This window comes from Streptomyces sp. NPDC055815, from assembly GCF_053616475.1.
The window spans coordinates 27,189-43,244 of sequence record NZ_JBSHDU010000068.1 but is presented as its reverse complement, the minus strand read 5'-3'; the positions used below and the strand labels follow the sequence as shown (position 1 = coordinate 43,244).

Sequence of the window (16,056 nt, the reverse complement as noted above, 5' to 3'; positions counted from 1 at the left end):
CCCCGGCGGCCCTCGGCTGACCCGGCCCGCCGGGGAGTGGGCGTTCCGCGACCGTGGTCAGGCCAGTACGCGGAGGGCCGCGGGCATCGCCCTGAGGGTCACCGGCAGGGTCGCGTCGACCTCGCCGTCCGCGCCGTACGGCAGGGGGCGGTCGGCTTCGATGCGGACCTCCTTGCCCTGCAGGATCTCGATCTGGGGACGCTTCACGTGCGCGCCCGTCTTCAGTTCGTTCATCATGGCGAAGAAGAGCCGCTTGGGCGCCTCCTTGATCACCACGATGTCGAGGAGGCCGTCGTCGACCCGCGCGCCCGGTGCGATGTTCCTGCCGAATCCGTAGAAGCCGGAGTTGGCCGCGACGACGGTGTAGCCGGTGCGCTCGTGCCGGACCCCGTCGATGGTGATGCGGTACGCGGCGGGCTTCCAGGCGAGGACCGCCCGGAGGCCGCCGGCGTAGTAGGAGGCCGCGCCGCGCAGCAGGCGCGAGGCGTTGGCGTGGCGGTTGGCCACCGCGTCGACGCCCGCGTACACGCTGCCGAGGACGCAGGTCCCGGCGTGCTGGGCGGACTCCACCCGGATGGTGTCGACGGCCCGCGGTTCACCGTCGAGCAGCACCTTGGCGAGGCCCGGGGCGTCGGTGGGAAGCCCCAGGGCGCGCGCGAAGTCGTTGCCGCGGCCCGCGGGGACCAGTCCGAAGACCGTGTCCGTGCCGCTGAGCGCGCCGCCGATGGTGCCGGCCATGCCGTCACCGCCGACGGCGAGCACGACGTGCCCCTTCGCCCCGGCCTCCCGGGCGAGTTCCTGTGCGTGTTCCAGGCTGCGGCTGTAGACGGTGTCGAGCCGCGCGCCCGCCTCCCGCAGCAGCCGGGCCACCGGGAGGAGGCCCGCCGTGCCGCTGGAACCCCCCGCGGTGGGGTTGACGACGGCGGTGAACTGTCGCATGGATATGGCCTCCGGACGGCAGAAGAGGGGGTTCGGGAGGGAGGGGCTTCGGGGGCGGTGCTCAGCGGACGGGGATCAGGACCCCGGGGCTCAGCACGCCGGACGGATCGATCTCGGCCTTGACGGCCTGGAGCATACGGATGCCGAGGGGGCCGATCTCGCGGGCGTACCAGTCGCGGTGGTCGGTGCCGACGCCGTGGTGGTGGCTGATGGTGCCGCCCGCCGCCAGGATCGCGTCGTTGGCCGCCCGCTTCACCGGCGCCCAGTGCGCGACGGCGTCCTCACCCTGCGCGGAGACCACGGTGAAGTACAGCGAGGCGCCGTTCTCGTACGTGTGGGAGATGTGGCACATGACGAGCGGCGGCGTGCCGGCCTCGGTGAGGGTGCTGGTCAGCGCGTCACGTACCGCCGTGTAGAGGCCGGGGATCGCGGACCAGAAGGCGGCCGTCTCCAGCGTCTCGGCGAACGCGCCGGCGTCGAGCAGCGCGTCGCGCAGGTAGGGCGCGTTGTAGCGGCCGTGCTCCCACTTGTCGCCGGCCTCCTCGCCGATGAACTCGCCGTCGCAGGCGAGGAGGACCTCACGGGCGGCGGCACGCCGGGCGGCCGTCTCCTGCTCGGTTCCCTCGAAGCCGACGATGGCCATGCAGCCCGGGTTCTCGGGGAGTTCGGTGTGGCCGATGGCGTCCGGCTGCGCGAGTCCGATGAAGGTCTCGGACTCGTCGGACAGCCGCAGCACGGTGGGGCGCGGGCCGTCCTGGGCGAGCCGGCGCAGGGCGGCGGTGCCGGCCTCGAAGGAGGCGAAGCGCCAGCCCTCGTAGATTCGCTTCTCCGGCAGGGGCCGGACGCGCACGGTCACGGCGGTGATCACGCCGAGGGCGCCCTCGGAGCCGAGGATGAGCTGCCGCAGGTCGGGGCCGGCCGCCGAGCGGGGGGCGCGGCCCGTCTCCAGGGTGCCTTCGGGGGTGGCGACGGTCAGGCCGAGGACCATCTCGTCGAAGCGTCCGTAGCCGGCCGAGGCCTGGCCGCTGGAGCGGGCCGCGGCGAAGCCGCCGACGGTGGCCCATTCGAAGGACTGCGGGAAGTGGCCGAGCGTCCAGCCCCGCGCGTTGAGCAGGGCCTCCGCCTGCGGGCCGCGCAGTCCGGGCTGCAGGGTCGCGGTGCGCGACACCTCGTCGACGGCGAGGAGCTGGTCGAGCCGGCGCAGGTCCAGGGCGACGAAGGGCCGCTTCGTGGTGGGCGCGAGGCCGCCGACGACGGAGGTGCCGCCGCCGAACGGGACGGCGGACAGGCCGTGTTCGGCGCAGGCCGCGAGGACGGCGAGGACCTCGTCGTGGCTGCCGGGGAGGACGACGGCGGCCGGGATGTCGTCGACCTCTCCGGCGCGGATGCGCAGCAGGTCGGGGGTCGACTTGCCGCGGGTGTGCCGGATGCGGGTCTCGGTGTCGTCCCGTACGCCGTCCGGTGCGGAGACGGCGGCGCGCAGGGCGGCGCTCGCCTCGTCGGTCAGTGCCGGGGCGGGTGCGTCGATGTCGGCGAGGGCGGACGGGCCGCTCTCGCGCGGGGTGACGCCGAGCAGGTCCCGCAGCAGGCCGGTCACCGATTCGGGCAGGGGCGCCGCCTTGGCCGGGTCGCCCCAGCCGCTCCACAACATGTCCACTTCGAGAGGTTCCTCACGGTCTGGTTCACGAACGGCGCTGCCACTCGGCCCGCGCTGGCATTACACTGTGACAGATGACGCCCATTCGTCACAACCATGTGGACGCAGATCCCGTACTCGACGCCGCACGCGACTGCGTGCTCGCCGTCGGCGTGCGCCGGACCACCCTCACCGACGTCGCCCGGCGCGCGGGCGTGTCCCGGATGACGCTGTACCGGCGCTGGCCCGACGTACGCAGCCTCGTCGGCGACCTGATGACCCGTGAGTGGATCGCCGTCGCCGCCGGCGCCATGCAGCCCGACGAGGACGACCGGCCCCAGCGGGACCGGATCGTCGAGGGGCTCGTCGCCGGAGCCGCCGCGTTCCGGGCCCACCCGCTGTTCCACAAGATCCTCGACGTCGACCCCGAACTGCTGCTGCCGTACATCCTCGACCGGCGGGGAGCCAGCCAGGACGCCCTGCTCGGGCTGCTCCACACCGCCCTCGAGGACGGCCACGAGGACGGCTCCGTCCGCCACGTCCGGCCCGACCTGCAGGCCCGGTCCCTGCTGCTCGTCGTCCAGTCCTTCACGCTCTCGCTGCGCACCATGACCGACGAGACCGATCCCGACCTGAGCGAAGCCGCCTTCCTGGACGAGCTGCGCACCCTCCTTGAGAGGACCCTCACGCCATGAACCCCGTGCACCCCACGAGCGGCATCGCCCTGCCCGGCTCCTCGCTCAACGCCGAACGGCGCCGGCGCGAACTGGACCGGCTCGCCGACGGCGACGTCGTCGACGTCCTGGTCGTCGGGCTCGGCGCCACCGGAGCCGGAGCCGCGCTCGACGCCGCCACCCGCGGACTGAGCGTCGCCGCGATCGACGCGCACGACCTCGCGTTCGGCACGTCCCGCTGGAGCTCCAAGCTGATCCACGGCGGACTGCGCTACCTCGCGTCGGGACAACTCGACGTCGCCCACGAGAGCGCCGTCGAACGCGGCATCCTCATGGAGCGCACCGCCCCCCACCTCGTCCGCGCCCAGCCCTTCGTGCTCCCCCTCACCCCGCTCGTCAGCCGCGGCCAGGCCGCCCTCGCCCGCGCCGGATTCGTCGCGGGCGACCTGCTGCGCGTCGGCGCCCGCACCTCGCGCCGCACGCTGCCGCAGCCGCGCACGCTGTCCGCCGTCGAGACCCGGCACCTCGCCCCGGCCCTGCGCCCCGTCGGGCTGCGCGGCGGCCTCCTCTCCTGGGACGGCAAGCTCTCCGACGACGCGCGCCTGGTCACCGCGATCGCCCGCACCGCCGCCGCCCACGGCGCCCGCGTCCTCACCCGCACCCGGGCCCTGGAACTCCACGACGACGGCGCGCTGGTCCGTGACGAGACCACCGGTCAGGAGCTGCGCGTCCGCGCTCGTACCGTCATCAACGCGGCCGGAGTCTGGGCGGGCGGCCTCGTCGACGACGTACGTCTCCGGCCCTCGCGCGGCACCCATCTGGTCCTGCGTTCCGAGACCCTCGGCCGGCTCTCCGCGGGACTGCACATCCCGATCCCCGGCGAGACGAACCGCTTCGTCCTCGTCCTGCCCCAGGGCGACGGCCGGGTGTACGTCGGCCTCACCGACGAGCCCGTCGACGGCGACGTCCCCGACGTGCCGGAAGTCCCCGAGACCGACATCGGTTTCCTCCTCGACGTCCTCGGCTCCGCCCTCGACGTCACCGTCCACCGCCCGGACGTCGTCGGGGCCTTCGCCGGACTGCGGCCCCTGCTCGACACCCGGGACTCGGAGGGCCGCACCGCCGACATCTCGCGCAAGCACGCCGTGCTCACCTCGCCCGACGGCATCGTCACCGTCGTCGGCGGCAAGCTGACCACCTACCGCCGCATGGCCCAGGACGCCGTCGACGCGGCCGTGGCCGCCCGGGGCCTGACCGCCGGCGCGTGCCGCACCGCGTCACTCCCCCTCGTCGGCGCCGCCTCGCCGCAGACCCTGGCCGGACTCGACGTGCCGCCCCGCCTCGTCCACCGGTACGGCTCCGAGGCACCGGCCGTCCACGCCCTCGGCCTCGCGGACCCCGCACTCGCCGCACCCGTCGTCCCCGGCCACCCCGTCACCGGCGCCGAACTCGTGTGGGCCGTCCGCCACGAAGGCGCCCTCGACACCTCCGACCTCCTCGACCGCCGCACCCGCATCGGCCTGGTCCCGGAGGACCGCGCCACCGCCGAGGCAGCGGCCCGCGACGCCCTCGCCCGTACGGCCCAGGTGGGGTGAGAAAGACGGCGCCCCTGCCCGGACACCCGGACCGGGGCGCCGCTCACTGCCCGTCTGTTCCGGGATCCGTCCCGCCGCTGCTCGCCACGAGACGGCGTCGTACCTCCTCCGCCAGCGGATTCCCGAGGGCCTCCAGGATCGCGACCGCCTCGACCAGGGCCTCCTGGGCCTCGACCGCACGGCCGCCGACGGTGAGCTCTCCGGCGAGTCCGTCGAGCGAGCGGGCCAGCCCGAACAGGTCGCCGATGCGTCGTCGTACGTCTATGGCCTGCTCGTACCAGCCGATCGCCTCGTCAGTCCGGCCGACGGCCCGGCAGACCTCGGCGAGGCCGTGCAGGGACTTGGCCTCGGTCGGCAGATCGGCCGACGTCCGGGCACCGGCCAGGGCCTTCTCGTACTCCTCGTACGCCGCGGTCGGCCGGCCGAGGGCAAGACTCGACGCGCCCATCTCGGTCCGTGTGATCGACTCGCCCCGCCGGTCACCGTTGCTCCGGTGGATCGGCAGTGCCTCCCGCTGGCGTTCCAGCGCCTCCTCGTGGCGCCCCATGAGGCGGAGGGTCCAGGCGATGTTGTAGATGCTGGTCGCCTGCCAGTGACTGTCGTCGATGGCCCGGCTGATCGTCAGCGCCTCGGTGAAGTGCCGCATGGCGTCTTCGTGGAGGCCCATGTCCGACTCCGCCCCGGCGACACAGATGAGGCTCCAGGTCTCGGCCCACCGGTCGTGCAGCCGACGGGCGGCCCGCACGGCGGTCTCCGACAGCGCCCGCCGGTGGGTGTCGTGCCGGCGCAGCCGCAGGAAGTACACCAGCGCCACCGGCAGCTTCCAGGCCACGTCGTCCAGGCCGAGTTCCTCCGCCTGGCCCACGGCGGGCACCAGGCTGGACAGTTCGGCGTCGCACCACGTGAGGGCCGCCTCGGGCCCCGGGAACGGTGGGACCCCGTCGTGCGCGTGGTGTTCGAGGGGTACGTGCTGACGCTCGGGGACCAGGACCCGGTCCGCGGCGTCCGCCATCAGCAGGTAGTGGGACAGTTCGCGGCCCAGCGCGTGGGCCCGTGCCTCCGGGGTCTCCTCCTCCGCGACCCGCTCCCGCGCGTAGTCCCGCAGCAGGTCGTGGTAGCCGTACCGTCTGGGTCCCGCCACCTCCAGCATGTTGACCGCCACGAGCCCGCGCAGGAGCCGCACGGTCTCCGGCTCGGGCCGGTCGATCAGCGCGGCGGCCGTGGACACGGAGAAGTCCGGCCCGGCATGCAGCGCGAGCAGCCGGAACGCCCTGGCGTCGGCGGGGGGAAGTTGCTGATAGGACCATGAGAACACGGTGCGCACTCCACTTCGCTCATCGGGCGTGGACAGCGATTCCAGTCGGCGGCCGTCACCTTCCAGCTCTTCGATCAGTTCACTCAGACTCGTGCCGGAGCCCGCTTGCTGGGCGGCGATGCGGACGGTGAGCGGGAGGCGGCCGCAGCGCCGGACGAGCCGGATCGCGCCTTCCCCGTCATCGTCGCCCGACAGCCTGCGGAACAGCTCCACCGCGTGCGGCGTGTCCAGCGGTCCGATCTGCACGGGGGTGGCGCCGTCCACGGCGGTCAGGTTGCCGAGCCGGCTCCTGCTCGTGACGATCGTGAAGCAACCGGGCGCGGACGGGAGCAGGGGCCGTATCTGGTCGGCACTGCCGGCGTTGTCCGCGACCAGGAGCACCCGCTTCCCGTCGAGCAGGGAGCGGAAGAGCGCGGACATGGTGTCCAGCGAGCCCGGTATCCGGTCGGCCGGCGCGCCCAGGGCCGAGAGGAACCCGTGGAGGACCTCCTCGGGCGCGAGGGGAGCGAGCCGGTCGTAGCCCCTGAGGTTCGCGTAGAGCTGGCCGTCCGGGTACCGGTCCCTCGCCTGGTGTCCCCAGTGGACGGCGAGCGCGCTCTTGCCGACCCCGGCCGGTCCGGAGACCGTGGCGACGCCGTTCGTCGTGGTGGCGACCGCGCTCAGCGCGGCCAGGCCGTCCGACCGGTCGATGAAACAGGTGACGGCTCGGGGCAGTTGTCGCGGCACCGGCAGGGCCGGTGGCGAGGGTGCGTCCCCGCGGCCGTGCACGCCGCCGTAGATGATCCCGGCCTGCACCACGTGGGTGGCGCGGCCGGCGAAGGCATTGTTCCCGCTGTCCGTGGTCACGCGGACACCCCCGCTCTTCGTACGGTGGACGCGTGGCGAGCAGCCGTCGGCCCGGGGGCCGGGCTTGCCGCCAGGCGGTCGATCGCGGTGCGCAGCCCGGTCACGAACCGCGCTCCGGCCGGGGCCTGCCCGGCCCGGGCGGCGAGCGCGTCCACGGCGGCGTCGGCCCATGTGAGGTGGCTGCGGAAGGCCACGGCGGCCTGTGCCGACCGCGTTTCGCCCCGCGATTCCTGAGGGGGCGGCCCGATGGCACGCGCACGCCAGAGTTCTGCCAGGGCGACCCGGGCGTAGAGGTCGTGGAGCGCTTCCGCCACCGGTACGGGGACGTCTCGCCCGGGTACGCGGAGGGTGGCGGGCCCCGCGGTGTCGAAGAAGACGTACGCGTCCATCAGCGCGCCGAGTTTGACGCGCTGGAACTCCCGGAGCAGCGTGGCGGCCCCGTCGACGGTTCCCGTGGGCAGCGCCAGGCCGACCGCGCCGAACGGCGTCCGCCGGCGGCGGGCGGGCGAGTTCCCGTTCCCCGGCATCGGCCGCAGCGGCACCACGACCCGGAGGGCCGCCCGCAGCGGCGTGGCGTACTCCGGGACCAACAGGGTCAGCTCGCGTCCCGCCCGGCTGAGTGCGACCTGCCAGGCCGTCCACTGCCGCGGGGAGAGCCGGTCGAGGGCGGCGAGCTCGTGGCGGGCGACGTCTTCGACGGGAGCGCCTCGGTACGGGTCGAGGTCGTCCAGGGCGAGGGGCAGCCAGGGTGCGGTCAGCCGCCTGACGCCGATCCAGCGGTCGAGGGGCCGGTCCGGCCCCTCGACGGTCACCTCTGCCGTGGGTCCTGCCTGTTCCACCCGCACCGCGCCCAGTCCCGGCAGGTGCGCGAGGCCGTCCCGTACGGGCAGGGGAAGGCGCGTCGTGACGCCCGCGCGCCGGGCGACGGCCGCGGCGATCCCGGCGATGTGCGCCCGGTCGCGCGCTCCGTCCCCCGGGTCGGCACCCCGGTCTGTGGCGGCCTCGCTGCGCAGGCGGCCTCTCGCCCAGGTCTGGACGAACGGGTGACGGAGGACTTCCGCGGTCTCCGCCGGGTGGCTGCTGTCCAGTTCCATGAGGAGCTGCCGGCCGAGCGACGCCGCCACCGCCAGGTCCGAGGTGTCTCCGTCGGACGGCTCCAGGCTCGCCACGAGGGCCCTGGTCAGCGAGAGCTGCATGGCCGCGAGGGCTTCCGTGCCCCGGACGGTGCCCGCACCGGCGGCGAACTCGTCGAAGGCTCCGTCCGGCAGCTGGTGGACGGGGGGAGGGGTGGGAGCGGCGATCCCCCGCATCCGGGCGGCCGGGATCTGCGACGCCAGCTGCTTCAGGTCGGCGCAGTACACGGACGGGTTGTCGAATCCGTTGCCGGGCCGGAAGCGGTGAGCGTAGAGGCCTCCCCCGCAGACGCGGACCACCGGGCAGGCACGGCAGGTGGCGCACAGGTCCGCGTACCCCTGGTTGCGGACCGCGACCCCGGGATGGCCGGCGAGCTGGTCCACGCTGTGCGTGAAGACGGACATGCCGGTCGCCGGGGCGCCGTCGTAGGCCGTCTTCAGGGAGTCCGCCTGTTCCCAGGATCCGTCGGTGTCCACGACGGCGAGGGCGACGGGCCGGAGTCCCACGGCCTCGCTGCCGCCGGCACCTCCCCAAGCCGCCACGGCGAGGGCGTCGAACAGGCGGACCGGAACGGGCCGGCCGTCGGCGATCCAGCGTTCGTGGATACGGCCCAGCCAGTCGGCGTACGGCGCGGGGGTCCCGCTCGGCCGGGGCGGCGGCTGCGCCCAGGTGGCGTGCGGCAGCAGGAAGTCGAGCCGGGGCGGCGCCTGTTCCAGCAGCGCCTCGTACACGGCGATCGGGTCGTTCGCGACGTCCACCGTGCAGAGGATCCCACCGTAGAGGTGGCGGAACTCCGGGCGGCGCAGCAGGTCCAGGCCGCGCAGCACCGCGGCGTGGCTGCTGCGGCCGTTCGCGTACCGGCGGTGCCGGTCGTTCGCGGCCCGGTCGCCGTCGAGCGAGACCCCCACCGTCACCCCCGTCGCGGCGAAGAGTTCGAGGAAGGCCGGGGCGAGCGTCACGCCGTTGGTCTGGATCTGCAGGCCGAGCCGGGTGACGTCGTCCAGGGCGGTGCGGAGCGTGTGGATCAGCTCGCGCAGACGCGCGACGCCGAGAAGGAGCGGTTCGCCTCCGTGGAGGGTGATGCGCACCATGGGTATCGCGTGCCTGTCCACGTGTTCCTTGATGCGCTGCGCGACCTGTGCCGCGACGGCCGGGCTCATCGTCCGGGGTTTCGTCCGCCAGCTCTGGTCGGCGTGCTCGTACACGTAGCAGTGGTCGCAGGCGAGATCGCAGGTGCCGTGGACCTTCAGGACGTACTGGTCGATGAAGGGAGGCACGCGTCCCCACCGATTTCGGAGTTGAAGGCCGCCATCCGGGCCGGGCCCTCCGGGCTGACGACGTGGGTGCGGAATTCCGCGACCAGACCGGCGCGGTCCATGGAGAGGCTTGCCAGCGAGACGTTCCTGAGGTCGGGAAGCGGACGCCCGAGAGGTTCGTTTCCGGTCATGGTCACCTTTTCCGGTGCGGCTGGAGATGCTGGCCGATCGAAAGTGCGCAGATCCGTGAAAGAGGGAGCCCCTCGCTTTCCAGGCTAGCAGGACGGCGCCCCGCTGTCCCCGTCCTCTTCACCTCTTCCGTCTTCCCTTCTCCCCGTGGCGCTGCCCTACACTCGGCCGCGTGCGCAGGGAATGTGATCAGGTGTCACAGGTCGTGCTTCGACCCGTCGTCGCTGCCGACGAGCCGCGATTCCTCGAACTGGCATGCAAGAGCGCCGAGTTCCATCATCCGTGGGTCGAACTACCCCGCACACAGCGGGGTTTCGCCTCCTACCTGGCCCGATCGGACCAGGTGACCGCCGCCTGCATGGTGCTGGCCCACCGGGACCAGGGCGACCTCGTGGGAATGATCAATATCAACGGCATCGTGCGCGGTCCCTATCAGCGGGGAGTTCTGGGCTATGCCGCGTTCCTTCCCCATGCCGGCCAGGGGTACATGTCCGCCGGCGTGGCACTGGCCGTGCACCATGCGTTCGACGTCATGGGGCTGAACCGCCTGGAAGCCGATGTCCAGCCGGGCAACGTGGCCTCCCGCGAACTGGTCCGGCGGCTCGGCTTCCGGAGGGAGGGCCTGTCGCCCGGCTTCATCAGGATCGCCGGCGTCTGGCGCGACCACGAGCGGTGGGCCATCACCGCGGACATGCCCCTGCCCTCCGTAGGAGCAGGCAGGGGCGCGGAGTGACCGCGGGTGAGGGGTGTCACCCCATCGTCAGGCCGCCATGGATCTCACCCGTCTGCACGACGTTCTTCGCCTGGCCGTGAAAGGCGTTGGCGACGCCGCCGGACGCCGCCTGGTTCCACAGCGCCTCGCACTCCTGCCGGAACGACGGGTCGCGCGTGAACTCCTCGTCCAGCGCCCTCGCGATCTCCCCCTCCGCCTCGGGCACGGCCGGGCGCCCCGCGAAGCGCTCCCTGACGCGCCGCCACAGCGTGGGCAGGGCCCCTCCGGTGGACTCGCCCACCCCCGTGGCGACCCCGGCCGCGAGGGCCCCGGCGATGGCAAGAGACAAGGGATCCATGGCTGACCTCCACTCGGCGGGTGTGCCCCTTCCATCATGGAGGTACGGGCGCGCCTGCCATAGGCCGAGGACAGGAAAAGCGGCGTCCGCCGGGTCAGGCCTCGGGGAAGGCGGGAGAGATGCCGAGGGACGGGGCGATGGCCGACCAGATCGTCGACCGGGCCGTGGACAGGTCGACATGCGGGTCGGCGAGCATCACGCGAATGCCCAGGCCGTCGCAGAGCGCCAGGATCAGGGTGCTGATCGCGGCGACGTCGCAGGGGGTGAACTCGCCCGAGGCGATGCCGCGTTCCACCGCGCCGCCGACCCAGGCGTGGAGCTGGTCGTAGAGGTCGACGGCGAGGTGCCGGGCCGCGTCGTCGCGCTGTGCGCGCACCCACAGCTCCTGCCACAGCTTCCAGTCCTGCCGGAGCTCCTCGTCCGTGGGCAGCATGGTGCGCACGATGCGCGCGAGCAGGACGCCGGCCGGCACGTCGGCGTCGCCGCCGTCGAGGTCCGTGCCGGTCTGCGCGAACGAGTGCGTCATCGCCTCGGCGAAGAGCTTCTCGCGGGTGTCGAAGTGGTAGTGGAGCAGCGCCTTCGACACCCCCGCGTGCTCGGCGACCTTGCGCATGCTGACGTTCTCGAACCCGATGTCCGCGATCACCTCGCACGCGGCCTTGAGGATGCGCTCCCGTGTCTCGACTGCGCGCTCGGCCTTGGTCACGTCGGCATTCCCACTTTCGGTCTCGGCATCGGTCTCGGCACCGGTATCGGCCCCTGTCCTGGTTCCGGCCCCTCTTGCCGTCCCGGTCCCGGATCCGGTCTCCGTCCCCGACCATCATCCCTGCCCATCCTGCCCCGCCAGGCGCCCCGGGTACGGCTGGAAGCCCTCACGGGGTCGTCGGAAGCTGCAGGACACCCGTCCCGCGCTTGACGAGTTCGCCCGCGACGATGAGCCGCTGGATCTCGGAGGTGCCCTCCCAGATCCGGTCGACGCGCAGCTCCCGGTACAGACGCTCGACGGGGTACGAGCGGTCGTAGCCGCGCCCGCCGAAGATCTGCAGGCACCGGTCGACCACCCGACCGGACGCCTCGCTCGCCGCCAGCTTGGCGATCGCGGCCTTCGCGTGCAGGGTCTTGCGGTCGGTCAGGGCCTCGCCCACCTCCCAGGCGACCTGATGGGTGTACGCGCGGTTCACGGCGATGTCGACCGCCGAGTCGGCGAGCATGCCCTGGATCAGCTGGAAGTCGGCGATGCGGGAGCCGAACTGACGGCGTCCGACCGCCCAGTCACGCGCCAGCTCCAGAGCCCGCTCGGCCGCCCCGATCGTGCGGGCGGCGATCATCAGCCGCTCCTCGGAGAACCAGGAGCGGGTGAGGTCGTAGCCCTTGCCGACGCCGCCGAGCACCGCGTCCTCGGGCAGGCGTACGTCGGTGAAGGTGAACTCGGGGTGTTCGTAGACGAAGGTGTGCATCCAGCGGGGCACCCGGGTCATCTCGATGCCGGGGGTGTCCTTGTCCACGAGGAACAGTGTCGGCGCCCGCTCCTCCCCCGCGGCGGCGAGCACGATCATGAAGTCGGCGTGGTCGCCGACGGTGACGAACCACTTCTCGCCGTTCAGGACCCAGCCGTCGGTGGTCCGGGTCGCGGTGGTGCGCAGGTTCTGCGGGTCGGAGCCGGCCTCGGGCTCGCTGACCGCGTAGCAGTCGCGCCGGCGCCCGTGGATCACGGGCACGAGGTACCGCTCGCGCTGCTCGGGCGTGCAGTGCGCGAGGGCGTTGGCCGGCCGCCACACCATGTCCCACAGGGCGCCGGTGAGCCGGCCCAGTTCCTCCTGGACGACGACCTGCTCGGGGACGGTGAGTCCGGCGCCGCCCCACTCGGTCGGCATGTTGACGGCCTGGAGGCCGCTGTCGAGGACGGCGTCGCGGATCTCGGCGTGGGCCTGGGGCGGCAGACCGTTGTTCTCCTCGCAGTCGAGCTCGTACTTCGTGAGGAAGTCGGTGAGGTCACGGGCCGCTTCCTTGAGCTCCTGCTGGCGTGCGGTGAGACGGAAGTCCATGGGGGTGCTGGTCCTCTCGGGCGTGGGTGTGGGTGGCAGGGCGGGGTGGTGGGCTCAGCGCGGCAGGGCCAGCGCCCCGGTGCCGCGCTTGATCAGCTCGTTGGCGATGATCAGCCGCTGGATCTCCGAGGTGCCCTCCCAGATCCGGTCGACGCGCAGCTCGCGGTACATCCGCTCGACGGGGTACGAGCGGTCGTAGCCGCGCCCGCCGAAGATCTGCAGGCAGCGGTCGACCACCCGGCCGGCGGCCTCGCTCGCCGCGAGCTTCGCCGTGGAGGCCTTGGCGTGCAGGGTCTTGCGGTCGGTCCCGGGCTGGTCGGCCTCCCAGGCGATCTGGTGGGTGTAGGCGCGGTTGACGGCGATGTCGACGGCGCAGTCGGCGAGCATCCCCTGGATCAGCTGGAAGTCGGCGATGCGGGAGCCGAACTGACGGCGTCCGACCGCCCAGTCACGCGCCAGCTCCAGGGCCCGCTCGGCGGCGCCGACGGTCCGGGCCGCGATCATCAGCCGCTCGTCGGTGAACCACTCCTTCGTCAGCTCGTAGCCGTTGCCGACGCCGCCGAGCACGTCCTCGTCGGGTACGAACACGTCGGTGAAGCGGAACTCGGGGTGCCCGTTCACCGCGGAGTGCATGAAACGGGGGACCCGCGTCATCTTGACCCCCGGCGCCTGCTTGTCGACGAAGAACAGCGTCGCCGCGCGGCCCGGCCCGGCGTCGGCCTGCACGAGCAGGAAGTCGGCGATGTCGCCGCAGGTCACGAACCACTTCTCGCCGTTGAGGATCCAGCCGCCCGCCGTGCGGGTCGCGGTGCTCGTGCCCGAGCCGGGGTCGGATCCGGCCCCGGGCTCGGTGACGGCGAAGGCGTCGAAGCGCTCGCCGCGGATCACCGGCAGCAGGTACTTCTCGCGTTGGGCCTCGGTGCCGTACGCGAGGACGTTGGCGGGCCGCCAGGGAATGTCCCACAGGCAGTTGGTGACCTTGCCGAACTCCTCCTCGACGATCACCTGGTCGAGGAGGGAGAGTCCGGCGCCGCCCCACTCGGCGGGCATGTTGATGGCGTAGACGCCGGCGTCGATCGCGGCCCTCGTCAGCTCCCGCACGGTGTCGGCCGGCAGCGGGCCGCCCGCTTCCTCGGACTGCTCCTCGTACCGCATCAGGAGCCGCGTGTAGGCCGCGGCGCGCGCCTTGAGCTCGGTCTGCTCGGGGGTGTAGCGGAAGTCCATGGTGCGGGTTCCTCCAGGCAGGAAGCTGTGCGGGGGTATACGGGACAGGGGCGGGAGCGGGGGTCAGCCGAGGACGGCGCGCGCGTCCAGCGCGACGGCGCCGTCCGGGCGTACGAGCAGCGGGTTGACCTCCAGCTCGGCGATCTCCGGGTGGGCCGCGGCGACCTCGGTGATACGGGCGATGACAGCGGCGGCCGCCGTCACGTCCACGGCGGGACGGCCGCGCACGCCGTCGAGCAGGGCGGCCGTCCGCAGCCCCCTCAGCAGCCGCTCGGCGGAGCCGGCGGTCGCGGGCGCGAGGGCGAAGGCCACGTCGCGCAGGGTCTCGGTGAGCACCCCGCCGAGGCCGACCATCGCCACCGGGCCGAACCGGGGGTCGCGGTGGACGCCGACGATCAGTTCGACGCCGTCCGAGAGGTCCGCCATGGCCTCCACCGAGTACGACGGGGCGCCGAGGCGGGTGTGCATCTGCCGGTACGCGGCGAGGAGCGCGTCCCGGTCGTCGAGCCGGAGCGCCACCCCGCCGGCGTCGGACTTGTGCAGGACGTGGAGGGCCTTCAGGACGTACGGGCCCTCGAAGGAGTCGGCAGCGGCGAGCAGCCCGGCCTCGCCGGTGACCGCGCGGGCCGGCGGGAAGGGCACTCCGGCCGCGGCGAGCAGTGCCCGCACCCCGTGGTACGAGGGGTCCCCCAGGGGCGTCGCGGCAGCCGGCGGCGCGGCCACCCCGGTCGGAGGGCCCGCCGCGCGGCCGGTCAGCGCGGCGAGGGCGCGGGCCGCGTCCTCCGTGGCGGCGAACACCGGGACGCCGGCCTCCGCGAGCGCCCGGCAGCTGGGCGACTCGGGGTACAGGGACTGCACGACCAGCGGCTTCGGTGTGGTGGCGAGGTGTCCGGCGATCTCCTTCGCGGCCCGCTGCTCGCCCTCGGCGAGGACGGAGCCGCCGGCCGGCCCGCTGCCCAGGCCGCCTTCGGAGGCGGCGTACCCGCCGAAGTAGCCCGTCATCAGGACGGCGTCGACCTCGTCGGCCGCAAGGAGCTCGCGGACGGTGTCGGCGTACGAGAGGGGACGCTGCTCCCCCATGCCGGCGAGGTCGACCGGGTTGCGGACGGCGGACTGCTCCCACAGCACGCCCCGCAGCCGGTCCTGGGCCGGGGCGCCGAGCTCGGGCACGTCGAGCCCGGCGTCCTCGGCGGCGTCGGCGGCGACCGCGCCGTGGCCACCGCCGTCCGTGAGGACCGCGGTCCGCCGGCCGGTCGTCCGCCGTCCGCCCGCCAGGGCGGCGAGCACCACGGTCATCTCCCGTGGGGTGCGGACGAGTTCGACGCCGGCGTCGCGGCAGGCCGCGGCCACCACGTCGGCCGAGGTGGTCAGTGCCCCCGTGTGCGACCGGGCGCTGCGGGCCGAGGCGCTGCCGCGGCCGGCGGTGAGGAGGACCACGGGCTTGCCGGCCCCGGCGGCGGCCCGGGCGAAGGCCCTGCCGTCGCCGAAGTCCTCGGCGTACACGGCGATCGCGGAGGTGGGCTCGTGGCGGGCGCAGTCCTCGACGAGGTCGACGAGGGTGACGTCGGCCTGGTTGCCGAGCGAGACGAAACGGGAGAAGCCGAGGCCGTGCGGGGTGCCGCGCAGCTGGAGTTCGAGGGCCAGGTTGCCGCTCTGGCTGAGCAGGGCGACACGGCCGGGCGCGAACCGGTCCGAGGCCAGGTACAGCTCGGTGGTGTTGTCGGCGATGCCCAGGCAGTTGGGGCCGACGAGCACGGCTCCGGCGGCCCGGACCCGCTCGGCGACGGCCCGCTGGCGGGCGAGACCGGCGGGACCGGCCTCGGCGAAGCCGGCGGTGATGGCGACGATCGCCTTCGCCCCGCAGGCGAGGGCGTCGTCGACGGCCGCCTCGAAGCCGGTGCCGGGTACGGAGATCACCACCAGGTCGACCGGCTCGCCGATCGCGCCGAGGGAGGTGGCGGCCGTCCGGCCGAGTACGGTGCCGCCGCGCCGGTTCACCAGGTGGACGGGCCGCCGGTCGGGCGCGCGGAGGGCCTGGGCGGCGACCGCGTGGCCGTACTTCGCCGGGTCGTCGCTGGCGCCGACCACGGCGACGGATCCGGGGTCGAAGAGCGAGGTCAGATCACGCGTCAT

At 73.5% G+C, this 16,056-nt stretch carries 12 protein-coding genes; 3 read left to right on the top strand and 9 right to left on the bottom strand.

Annotated elements, in window-relative coordinates; translation table 11 throughout:
• Positions 1–57: 57 nt before the first annotated feature.
• Both ACWGN5_RS32225 and ACWGN5_RS32220 read right to left on the bottom strand, forming a co-directional pair.
• Positions 58–939: a diacylglycerol/lipid kinase family protein gene (locus tag ACWGN5_RS32225; RefSeq protein ID WP_453521836.1), complete on the bottom strand. Its 882-nt coding sequence runs from the start codon at positions 937–939 to the stop codon at positions 58–60.
• 61 nt (positions 940–1,000) lie between these two features.
• Positions 1,001–2,596 (bottom strand): FAD-binding oxidoreductase, encoded by a 1,596-nt coding sequence (locus ACWGN5_RS32220; RefSeq protein ID WP_453521835.1) that lies wholly within the window; start codon positions 2,594–2,596, stop codon positions 1,001–1,003.
• Between the two features lie 74 nt (positions 2,597–2,670).
• Here ACWGN5_RS32220 and ACWGN5_RS32215 point away from each other — a divergent pair, with 74 nt between their 5' ends.
• A complete protein-coding gene (locus ACWGN5_RS32215; RefSeq protein WP_453521832.1) occupies positions 2,671–3,270 on the top strand; it encodes a TetR/AcrR family transcriptional regulator in 600 nt (199 codons plus the stop codon).
• On the top strand, positions 3,267–4,844 hold the full coding sequence (locus tag ACWGN5_RS32210; protein ID WP_453521829.1) for a glycerol-3-phosphate dehydrogenase/oxidase: 1,578 nt from the start codon (positions 3,267–3,269) through the stop codon (positions 4,842–4,844). The genes ACWGN5_RS32215 and ACWGN5_RS32210 overlap by 4 nt, the downstream gene beginning before the upstream one ends.
• 43 nt (positions 4,845–4,887) lie before the next feature.
• On the opposite strand, the gene ACWGN5_RS32205 is transcribed toward ACWGN5_RS32210, so the two are convergent.
• Positions 4,888–7,005 carry an ATP-binding protein gene (locus tag ACWGN5_RS32205; protein WP_453521826.1) on the bottom strand — a complete coding sequence of 706 codons (2,118 nt, stop codon included), beginning with the start codon at positions 7,003–7,005 and terminating at the stop codon, positions 4,888–4,890.
• Positions 7,002–9,416 (bottom strand): FxsB family cyclophane-forming radical SAM/SPASM peptide maturase, encoded by a 2,415-nt coding sequence (locus tag ACWGN5_RS32200; protein ID WP_453521823.1) that lies wholly within the window; start codon positions 9,414–9,416, stop codon positions 7,002–7,004. The genes ACWGN5_RS32205 and ACWGN5_RS32200 overlap by 4 nt, the downstream gene beginning before the upstream one ends.
• A 361-nt stretch (positions 9,417–9,777) precedes the next feature.
• Between ACWGN5_RS32200 and ACWGN5_RS32195 the strand changes: the two genes are divergently transcribed.
• A complete protein-coding gene (locus ACWGN5_RS32195; protein WP_453521820.1) occupies positions 9,778–10,317 on the top strand; it encodes a GNAT family N-acetyltransferase in 540 nt (179 codons plus the stop codon).
• Between the two features lie 16 nt (positions 10,318–10,333).
• Here the strand turns inward: ACWGN5_RS32195 and ACWGN5_RS32190 are convergent, their stop codons facing one another.
• The 5 genes from ACWGN5_RS32190 to ACWGN5_RS32170 all read right to left on the bottom strand — a co-directional run bounded on the left by ACWGN5_RS32190 (position 10,334) and on the right by ACWGN5_RS32170 (position 16,056).
• Entirely contained in the window at positions 10,334–10,654 is a 321-nt protein-coding gene (locus ACWGN5_RS32190) for a hypothetical protein (protein ID WP_453521817.1), read from the bottom strand.
• A gap of 94 nt (positions 10,655–10,748) precedes the next feature.
• Positions 10,749–11,360 carry a TetR/AcrR family transcriptional regulator gene (locus ACWGN5_RS32185; protein WP_453521815.1) on the bottom strand — a complete coding sequence of 204 codons (612 nt, stop codon included), beginning with the start codon at positions 11,358–11,360 and terminating at the stop codon, positions 10,749–10,751.
• Positions 11,361–11,526: 166 nt separating this feature from the next.
• Complete coding sequence (locus tag ACWGN5_RS32180; RefSeq protein WP_453521813.1) at positions 11,527–12,699, bottom strand: acyl-CoA dehydrogenase family protein; 1,173 nt, start codon at positions 12,697–12,699, stop codon at positions 11,527–11,529.
• 54 nt (positions 12,700–12,753) lie between these two features.
• Entirely contained in the window at positions 12,754–13,923 is a 1,170-nt protein-coding gene (locus ACWGN5_RS32175; RefSeq protein WP_453521810.1) for an acyl-CoA dehydrogenase family protein, read from the bottom strand.
• Positions 13,924–13,986: 63 nt separating this feature from the next.
• Positions 13,987–16,056 carry an acetate--CoA ligase family protein gene (locus ACWGN5_RS32170; protein WP_453521807.1) on the bottom strand — a complete coding sequence of 690 codons (2,070 nt, stop codon included), beginning with the start codon at positions 16,054–16,056 and terminating at the stop codon, positions 13,987–13,989.